General features: G+C 67.4%; 8 protein-coding genes and 1 pseudogene. 8 read left to right on the plus strand and 1 reads right to left on the minus strand.

Annotation, left to right across the window (positions count from 1 at the left end):
* A pseudogene (locus tag DBR34_RS21465) lies at positions 1-889 on the plus strand (hypothetical protein); the annotation flags it as partial.
* Between the two features lie 99 nt (positions 890-988).
* Here the strand turns inward: DBR34_RS21465 and DBR34_RS15175 are convergent.
* A complete protein-coding gene (locus DBR34_RS15175) occupies positions 989-2,092 on the minus strand; it encodes an alkene reductase (protein WP_258223973.1) in 1,104 nt (367 codons plus the stop codon).
* Between the two features lie 202 nt (positions 2,093-2,294).
* Here DBR34_RS15175 and DBR34_RS15180 point away from each other — a divergent pair, with 202 nt between their 5' ends.
* The 7 genes from DBR34_RS15180 (at position 2,295) to dld (ending at position 9,602) form a co-directional block, all read left to right on the plus strand.
* Complete coding sequence (locus DBR34_RS15180; RefSeq protein WP_128097419.1) at positions 2,295-3,053, plus strand: SDR family NAD(P)-dependent oxidoreductase; 759 nt, start codon at positions 2,295-2,297, stop codon at positions 3,051-3,053.
* Positions 3,054-3,177: 124 nt separating this feature from the next.
* Positions 3,178-3,636, plus strand: coding sequence for an MgtC/SapB family protein (locus DBR34_RS15185; protein WP_038687960.1), 459 nt, complete (start codon positions 3,178-3,180; stop codon positions 3,634-3,636).
* A complete protein-coding gene (locus DBR34_RS15190) occupies positions 3,633-4,070 on the plus strand; it encodes a VOC family protein (protein WP_128097420.1) in 438 nt (145 codons plus the stop codon). The genes DBR34_RS15185 and DBR34_RS15190 overlap by 4 nt, the downstream gene beginning before the upstream one ends.
* Before the next feature lie 188 nt (positions 4,071-4,258).
* Complete coding sequence (lldP, locus tag DBR34_RS15195) at positions 4,259-5,917, plus strand: L-lactate permease (protein WP_128097421.1); 1,659 nt, start codon at positions 4,259-4,261, stop codon at positions 5,915-5,917.
* A 39-nt stretch (positions 5,918-5,956) separates the two neighbouring features.
* Complete coding sequence (gene lldR / locus DBR34_RS15200; protein ID WP_128097422.1) at positions 5,957-6,721, plus strand: transcriptional regulator LldR; 765 nt, start codon at positions 5,957-5,959, stop codon at positions 6,719-6,721.
* Positions 6,722-6,726: 5 nt separating this feature from the next.
* Positions 6,727-7,887, plus strand: a complete 1,161-nt coding sequence (gene lldD / locus DBR34_RS15205) for an FMN-dependent L-lactate dehydrogenase LldD (RefSeq protein ID WP_128097423.1) — start codon at positions 6,727-6,729, stop codon at positions 7,885-7,887.
* Positions 7,884-9,602, plus strand: coding sequence for a D-lactate dehydrogenase (dld, locus tag DBR34_RS15210; RefSeq protein ID WP_128097424.1), 1,719 nt, complete (start codon positions 7,884-7,886; stop codon positions 9,600-9,602). The genes lldD and dld overlap by 4 nt, the downstream gene beginning before the upstream one ends.
* The last annotated feature ends 7 nt before the right edge of the window (positions 9,603-9,609 follow it).

A 9,609-nucleotide genomic window follows, 5' to 3' on the forward strand; every position in this document is an offset into this window, starting at 1 on the left:
GCTGGCTGCGGTGCTGGACGCGCCCGATGACGAGCAACGGCAGGCACCCGCGTGGCGCGTTCGGGCTGCCGCCGACGGTCGCACTGCTGCCGTATTCGACTGCAAGGGCCAGGTGATGTTCGCCCCGTCCAGTGTCGACAGGCTGGACGCGGTGGCCGGGGGGCTGCTGGGCACGTTCGTGGGCGAGTCCTCGGCGCGGTTGTGGTGGGATGGCACGACCGCACACACGGTGCCCGAAGGCCTGGCGATCGATGACGATCACGTGGTGCCGCCGTTGCTGCTGCTGTGGAACCAGGCCACCGGCCAGAACCAGCTGTACAACATCGCGCGTGGCAAGGTGATCGGGAACGCTGTCGATGGGGTCGAGCACATGGATGCACGGCGTGTGGCGTTCCGTCGCGAGGGGCAGCAGGGCCTGATGCTGGCCGATGGCAGCGAGCCGCTGCCTCCCCGGTACCTGGAGATCCTGCCGTGGGGCGAAGACCGCACACTGACGCGGCGTTCTCTGGAGAACGGCGATGAGGAGCTCTCCCTGCTGGATGCGGATTACAGGGTCTTGATGCGGCGACGCCTGGCCTTCACCGGCGTGGCGCTGGAAACGACCTGGCAGGGAAGCGTGCAGGGGCAGGCGGTGGTCCGGCTCAACCTGGGCACGATGCAGCTGGCCGATGGCCCGTATTTCGTGCAGCAGTGGCTGGATCGCGACGGGCAGGTGCTGGTCAGTGACGTCAGCTGCCCGGCGCCTGGTGATGACGCGCTCGCACGGGGAGCAGGGGTGATGCTGGGCAAGGGATGGCGGCAGGACAGCATGCCGCAGCAGCCCTGCCGGTTGCCGGACGCGTTGATGCCGGTGTTGCAGGGCGGCGACGTCACGCCCGCGATGCGGTAATGCCGGCCAGCGACCGGCATTACCCACGACAGCCGACCAACGGTCGGCATTACCAAGCACAGCCGACCAACGGTCGGCTCTACCGGGTCGGTGCCTGCGTCATGCGCCCGAGACGCTCGGGTAATCGGTGTAGCCGCGCGAGCCGCCGCCGTACAGGGTGTCCGGGTCGAGGTCGGACAATGCAACGCCCAGGCGCAGGCGTTCGACCAGATCGGGGTTGGCAATGAACGGACGACCGAAGGCGATCACGTCGGCGTAGCCGGAGGCGATGGCGGCTTCGGCGGTGTCCTTGGTGTAGCCATTGTTGGCGATCCATGCCCCCTTGAACTTCGCGCGCAGCGCGGCGTAGTCGAACGCGATGTTGTCGCGCGGGCCGCCGGTGGCGCCTTCGATGACGTGGATGAAGGCCAGCGGGCCAATCGCATCCAGGCGTTCCACGGCGCGTTCGAACAACGGCTGGGGATTGGAGTCGGCAGCGTCGTTGGCCGGGGTCACCGGGGACAGGCGCACGCCGGTACGCTCGGGGCCAATCTCCGATGCGATCGCACGCACCACCTCATCCAGCAGGCGCGTGCGGTTCTCGATGCTGCCACCGTATTCGTCGGTGCGCTGGTTGCTGCCGTCGCGCAGGAACTGGTCGATCAGGTAGCCGTTGGCCGCGTGTACTTCCACGCCATCGAAGCCGGCGGTGATCGCATTGCGCGCTGCCTGGCGGTAGTCCTGGATTAAGCCGGGAATCTCGGAGAGTTCCAGTGCGCGGGGTGCCGAGACATCCTCGAAGCCCTTGCTGGTGAAGGTCTTGGCCTTGGCCGGCAGCGCACTCGGCGCCACTGGCACCTCACCATCGGGCAGCAGGCTGGTGTGCGAGATGCGGCCGACGTGCCACAGCTGCAGCACGATCTTCCCGCCGCGCGCATGCACCGCGTCGGTGACCTTCTTCCAGGCGTCGATCTGGTCCTGGCTGTAGATCCCGGGGGTGTCCAGGTAGCCCTGGCCGAGCGGGCTGATCTGGGTCGCCTCGGCAATGATCAGGCCGGCGCTGGCGCGCTGTTCGTAGTACTGGATCGCCAGGGGATTGGGCACGCGCCCTTCGATGGCGCGGTTGCGGGTAAGCGGGGCCATCGCCATGCGGTTGGCCACCGCGATCGCGCCGAGCCGGGTAGGGGTGAACAATGGGCCGTCACTGGTGGAAGTCATGGGCATACCTTTGGGGGAGGGCTGCGTCGATGCAGCCTGGACAAACAGAATGTGGACGTACGACCGCCAGCATAGGCACAGGTGCGTTGCAGCGATGGGAAGCATTGTTGCGGGCGTCTGTGTGCACGTTGCGTAACGCATGGCCGGCGTAGCGTAGTGCGGGATGCAGGTGTTTCCTGCGACATGTTCCAACCAGAGGTACAACGCGATGATTGATTATCAGCTCACGGGCAAGGTGGCGATCGTGACCGGTGGCGTGTCCGGCATCGGCCTGGCCGCGGCCGAACTGCTCGCAGCATCCGGCGCAGCGGTGGCGGTGTGGGATCTGAAGGACGACGCGGTGCAGAAGACCGCCGAGGCGCTGCGCGGCAAGGGCGTCAAGGCGATCGGCATCGCGCTCGACGTCACCGACGAAAAGGCCGTTGAAGCGGCGGTACAGCGCACCGTGCAGGAGCTGGGCGGCCTGCACATCGCTGTCAACAACGCCGGCATCGGCGGGCCGTCGGCGACCAGCGGCGACTACCCGGTGGACGGCTGGAAGCGCGTCCTCGACGTCAATCTCACCAGTGTGTTCCTGTGCCAGCGTGCGCAGATCCAGGCCATGCGCAGCAGCGGCAAGGGCGGCAGCATCATCAACATGGCCTCCATCCTGGGGCAGGTGGGGTTCAACAATTCCGCTGCCTACGTGGCCGCCAAGCACGGGGTGGTCGGATTGACCCAGACCGCGGCGTGGGAGCACGCCGGCGACAGGATCCGGGTCAATGCGGTCGGCCCCGGCTTCATCGCCACCCCGCTGCTGGACAAGATGGACCCGACGGTCAGGAAGGCGCTGGAAAGCAAGCACGCGCTGGGCCGTCTCGGCCAGCCCGATGAGGTCGCCGCGCTGGTGGCCTGGCTGGCCAGCGACGATGCCTCGTTCGCGACCGGCACGTATTACGCCATCGACGGCGGCTACCTGGCGCAGTAACCGGTGCCTGGCGGTCATGCGGCAACCCACTGCCGCATGACCGTGCACATCCGCCTCACGCGCCTCTTCACGGCGCTGCCACGTCCGCCACGCAAGGCTGGGCCGAACAGGCGAGGACGTACGGATGGGACTGGAACAGGATCTATCGATACTGCTGCGGATTGCCGCAGCCATGGTGTTTGGTGGCTTGATCGGCATCGAACGCGAGATGGGCAAACACGCGGCCGGTCTGCGCACCCACATGCTCATTGCCGGTGCGGCGGCCTTGATCGTGGGCCTCGGCGACAGCATCGCCGAACACTTCCAGCAGGAGCGCTATCGCGACCTGCTGCAGGTCGATCCGGTGCGTCTGATCGAGGCGGTAGTGGCCTGCGTCGGTTTCGTGGCGGCCGGCACCATCCTGCGCGGGTCGCGCGATGACCAGGTCAGCGGCCTGACCACGGCCAGCTCATTGATCATGTCGGCGTCGATCGGCATCGCGGTGGGCATCGGCGAGTACGTCATCGCCATCGGCGTCAGCATTCTGTGTCTGATCGTGCTGGCGGTGTTCAGTCGGATCGCCAAGAAACTGGAGGCATCATGAGCAGCGACCGTCCCTTCCAGATCCAGCATATCGACCACATCGTGCTGCGCGTGCAGGACCTGCCGCGTGCGGTGGCGTTCTACCGCGATGTGCTCGGCTGCACGGTTGCGCGCGAGCGACCGTCGCTGGGCATGGTGCACCTGCACGCCGGCACGTCGATGATCGATCTGGTCGCCGTGGACGGAAAGCTCGGCACCCCCGGTGGCGCGGCGGCGGGGGCGCAGGGGCGCAACCTGGAGCACCTGTGCCTGCGCGTGGAACCGTTCGATGTGGAGCGTCTGCGGGCGCATCTGCAGATGCACGCGGTGGAGCTGCGGGGCAAGCCGGAGAGCAATTACGGTGCCGAAGGCGATGGTCTGTCGGTGTATCTGCTTGACCCGGATGGGAACGGGGTGGAGTTGAAGGGCCCCGCGAGCGACTGCGGCTGCAGCTAATGGTCATACCAAAATACAGGGCATAGACCTATGGTCTAATAGGCTCGTCGCGCAATTGGCGTTTCAATGCGGACACTTTCTACCCCTTCTGCTACTTATTGGTCGTACCAATAAGGGAGGGGTAGAAACGCATGCCGGCCCCGCACTTTCCGTGCGCGGCCTTCCGTCCGTCCCGTTGAGATTCGCCGATGCAGCCCTGGCAACAACTGTATGACCCCGCTGGCAACCTGTGGCTGTCCAGCCTGATCGCGCTGTTGCCGATCGCCTTCTTCTTCGTCGCCCTGGCCGTGCTGCGCATGAAGGGCTGGCTGGCCGGGACGCTTACCGTGGCCATCGCGCTGGCGGTGGCGCTGCTGTTCTACCGCATGCCGGTGCAGCAGGCATTCGCTGCGGGCGCGTACGGGTTCATCTACGGGCTGTGGCCGATCGCCTGGATCATCCTGGGGGCGGTGTTCCTGTACAAGGTCTCGGTCAAGACCGGTCAGTTCGACATCATCCGTGCCTCGATCCTCTCGGTCACCGAAGACCAGCGCCTGCAGATGCTGATGGTTGGCTTCGCCTTCGGTGCGTTCCTGGAAGGGGCGGCCGGTTTCGGTGCGCCGGTGGCGATCACCGCCGCGCTGCTGGTCGGGCTTGGCTTCAAACCACTGTATGCGGCCGGGCTGTGCCTGATCGTCAACACCGCGCCGGTCGCCTTCGGCGCGATGGGCATTCCGATCATCGTGGCAGGCCAGGTCACCGGCCTGGATCCGTTCGAGATCGGGCAGATGGCCGGCCGCCAGCTGCCGTTCCTGACCATCATCGTGCTGTTCTGGATCATGGCGATCATGGACGGCTGGCGCGGCGTCAAGGAAACCTGGCCGGCGGTGCTGGTGGCCGGCGGCTCGTTCGCCATCGCGCAGTACCTGACCTCCAACTTCATCGGACCGGAACTGCCGGACATCACCGCCTCGTTGGCCTCGCTGGTGTGCCTGACCCTGTTCCTGCGCCGCTGGAAACCGGTGCGGATCTTCCGCTTCGATACCGAAACCAGTGCCGAGGCCGCGGCGCAGGCGCTGGACGCCCCGCGTTACAGCACCGGGCAGATCATCAAGGCGTGGTCGCCGTTCCTGATCCTGACCGCGATGGTCACCGTGTGGAGCATCAAGCCGTTCAAGGCGTTGTTCGCCGCTGGCGGGCCGCTGGAGCACTGGGTGCTGAAGCTGCCGGTGCCGGGGCTGGACCAGCTGGTGCAGAAAATGCCGCCCATCGTCCCATCGCCCAGCGCCTACGAGGCGGTGTACAAGTTCGATGCGGTATCGGCCACCGGCACCGCCATCATGCTTGGCGCGGTGCTGGCCATCGTGCTGCTGAAGATGCGCCCGGCCGCGGCGCTGCGCACCTTCGGTGAGACCGCCAACGAGCTGAAGGTGCCCATTTACTCGATCGGCATGGTGCTGGCCTTTGCCTTCATCGCCAACTACTCGGGGCTGTCGGCCACGTTGGCGCTGGCCCTGGCCCACACCGGCAAGGCCTTTACCTTCTTCTCGCCGTTCCTGGGCTGGCTGGGCGTGTTCCTGACCGGCTCGGACACCTCGTCCAACGCCCTGTTCTCGGCGCTGCAGGCCACCACCGCCCAGCAGATCGGCGTGTCCGAGGTGCTGCTGGTGGCGGCCAACACCACCGGCGGGGTGACCGGCAAGATGATTTCCCCGCAGTCCATCGCCATCGCCTGCGCGGCGGTGGGGCTGGCCGGCAAGGAGTCCGACCTGTTCCGCTTCACGGTCAAGCACAGCCTGATCTTCACCGTGATGGTGGGCATCATCACCACGCTGCAGGCGTACTGGCTCACCTGGATGATTCCCTGAGCCATGCGCGGATCACGCCACGCGGGCGACAATGACGGCATGAAGAACGAACGCCTGTCCGACAAGGTGGCCGCGCAGCTGCGTGGCCTGGTGAGCACGCAGAACCTGCAGCCGGGGGATCGGCTGCCGGCCGAGCGGGCACTGGCCGTACAGCTGGGGGTGTCACGCACCGCCCTGCGCGAGGCCATCGCCCAACTTGCCAGCCAGGGCCTGCTGACGGCGCGGGTAGGCGGTGGCACCTACGTGGCCGAACCCGCCGCGCGGGCCCGGCAGGCCATCGACGAACCGCTGATGCCGTACCTGCCGCTGTTCCAGGGCGACCCGGAGTACCGCTTCGACGTGCTGGAGATCCGCCACGCGCTGGAAGGCGCCACTGCCTGGCACGCCGCGCTGCGCGCCACCGATGCGGACCGGGCGAAGATCCGCGACGCCTTCGACACCATGATGGCCGCACACGGCAAGGACGATCCGGCCGGTGAGGCGCGCGCCGATGCGGCCTTCCACCTGGCCATCGCCGAGGCTTCGCACAACCTGGTGCTGCTACAGGTGATGCGCGGCCTGTTCGAGCTGTTGCAGACCAACATCTCGCAGAGCCGCGAAAAGCTGTACACCTCGCCACGCACCTTCGAGCCCTTGTCGGTGCAGCACCGCGAAATGATGGACGGGGTGCTGTCCGGCGATCCCGAACGCGCGCGTGCCGCCGCACACGCCCATCTGGAATTCGTGCACACCTCGCTGCGCACGCTCGACGACAACGAGGCCCGGCGCACGCGCGCCTCGCGGCTTCCTTCTGCCCACGGTTGATTCCCATGATCATCTCCGCCTCCACCGATTACCGCGCGGCCGCGCAGCGCAGGCTGCCGCCGTTCCTGTTCCACTACATCGATGGCGGCGCGTATGCCGAACACACGCTCAAGCGCAACGTGTCCGACCTGGCCGACATCGCGCTGCGCCAGCGCGTGCTGCGCAACATGGCCGAGCTGCGTCTGGACACCGAGCTGTTCGGTGAGCGCCTGGCGATGCCGGTGGCGCTGGCACCGGTCGGGCTGACCGGCATGTATGCGCGCCGCGGTGAAGTGCAGGCGGCACGGGCGGCGGCCAGTCGCGGCATTCCCTTCACTCTGTCGACGGTGTCGGTCTGCCCGATCGAAGAGGTGGCACCGGCCATCGACCGCCCGATGTGGTTCCAGCTGTATGTGCTCAAGGACCGCGGCTTCATGCGCAATGCGCTGGAGCGGGCCAAGGCCGCCGGGGTGACCACACTGGTGTTCACGGTGGACATGCCCACGCCGGGCGCGCGCTACCGCGATGCGCACTCGGGCATGAGTGGCCCGAACGCGCCGGCGCGGCGCATGCTGCAGGCGGTGACGCACCCGCGCTGGGCGTGGGACGTGGGCCTGTTCGGCCGTCCGCACGACCTGGGCAACATTTCCACGTATCGCGGCAGCCCGACCGGGCTGGCGGACTACATCGGCTGGCTGGGCGCCAACTTCGACCCGTCCATCTCCTGGAAAGACCTGGAGTGGATCCGCGAATTCTGGACCGGGCCCATGGTGATCAAGGGCATCCTCGACCCGGACGACGCGCGCGATGCGGTGCGGTTCGGCGCCGACGGCATCGTGGTCTCCAACCACGGCGGCCGCCAGCTGGATGGCGTGCTGTCCACCGCGCGTGCGCTGCCGGCCATTGCCGATGCGGTGAAGGGTGAGCTGAAGATCCTGGCCGACTCGGGCATCCGCAATGGTCTGGACGTGGTGCGCATGCTCGCGCTCGGTGCCGACAGCGTGCTGCTGGGCCGTGCGTTCGTCTATGCGCTGGCCGCGCAGGGCGAGGCCGGCGTCGCCCATCTGCTGGACCTGATGGCCAAGGAAATGCGGGTCGCAATGACCCTCACCGGGGCGAAGACCATCGTCGACATCAGCTGCGATTCGCTGGTGGACGCCACCCGTCGCCTCGCGGCCGCGCCATGAACGCTGCATCCCAGGGCACGGCCGCGCTGTTGGCGCAGCTGCGCGCGATCGTCGGCGATGCGCACGTGCTGTGCGGCGACAAGCCGACCCGGCGCTTCCGCAAGGGCTATCGCTTCGGTGATGGCCCGGTGCTGGCGGTGGTGCGCCCGGGCACTCTGCTGGAGCAGTGGCGCGTGCTGCAGGCGGTGGTGGCCGCCGATGCCGTGGTCATCATGCAGGCCGCCAACACCGGCCTGACCGGCGGCTCCACGCCCGATGGCGCGGATTACGACCGGCCGGTGGTGATCCTCAACACGCTGCGCCTGACCGGCGTGCAACTGATCAACGAGGGCCGACAGGTGGTCTGTCTGCCCGGGGCGACGTTGGACCGGTTGGAGAAGGAACTGGCGCCGCTGGACCGCGAACCCCACTCGGTGATCGGCTCGTCGTGCATTGGCGCCTCGGTGCTGGGCGGGGTCTGCAACAATTCCGGCGGCGCGCTGGTGCGGCGAGGTCCGGCGTATACCGAGATGGCGCTGTTTGCCCAGGTCGACGCGGACGGGCGACTGCAGCTGGTCAATCATCTCGGCATCGCACTGGGCCACACCCCCGAGCAGATCCTGGAGCGGTTGCAGCGCGGCGACTACGCACGCACCGACGTGGACAACGACACGGACCGCGCTGCCTCCGATCCGCGCTATGCCAAGCAGGTACGCCAGGTCGATGCGTCGACCCCGGCCCGCTATAACGCCGATCCCTCACGCCACTACGAAGCGGCCGGGTCGGCCGGCAAGCTGGCGGTGTTCGCGGTACGCCTGGATACCTTCGCGCGCGAACAGGCCGAGGTGTTCTACATCGGCAGCAACGCGATGGAGGATCTCACCGCGGTCCGCCGCCATCTGCTGACGGCCTTTGAGCGCCTGCCGATTTCCGGCGAGTACCTGCATCGCGACGCCTTTGATATCGGCGAGCGCTACGGCAAGGACACCTTCCTGCTCATCGATCGGCTGGGCACCGCGCGGGTACCGGCCGCGTTCGCGCTGAAAAGCCGCATCGACGGTTGGTTCGAGTCGGTTGGCCTGCGCGGGGTAACCGACCGCGTCATCCAGGCCATGACGCGGCTGCTGCCGCGGCATCTGCCGCCGCGCATGACGCAGTTCCGTGACCGTTACGAGCACCACCTGCTGCTGAAAGTATCGGCCGCGGATGCGGCGGCCACCGAGACCTTCCTGCGCGCGCACTTCGCCGCCGCCGAGGGCGACTTCTTCCGGTGCACCGCCGATGAAGGCCGCAAGGCGTTCCTGCACCGCTTTGCGGTGGCGGGCGCGGCCGTGCGGTATCGCGAAGTCCATCGCGACGCGGTGGAGGATATCGTCGCCCTGGACGTGGCCTTGCGCCGCGATGACCGCCAGTGGGTGGAACAGCTACCGGCGGCCATCGACGCCAAGCTGGCCGGCAAGCTGTATTACGGGCACTTCTTCTGCCACGTCTTCCACCAGGACTACATCGTGCGCAAGGGCGAAGATCCGCTGGCGATCGAGCACGCCATGTGGACGTTGCTCGACGCGCGCGGCGCCGAATACCCGGCCGAACACAACGTCGGCCACCTGTACCCCGCCAAGCCGGCGCTGGCGGCGTTCTACCAGCAGCTCGACCCCAGCAACACGTTCAACCCGGGCATCGGCCAGACCCCCAAAACCCGCCACTGGAACGGCTGCGACTGCGCAACCGGGTAGAGCCACC

The organism is Stenotrophomonas sp. HMWF003 (assembly GCF_003061285.1).
Taxonomy (GTDB): domain Bacteria; phylum Pseudomonadota; class Gammaproteobacteria; order Xanthomonadales; family Xanthomonadaceae; genus Stenotrophomonas; species Stenotrophomonas maltophilia_AP.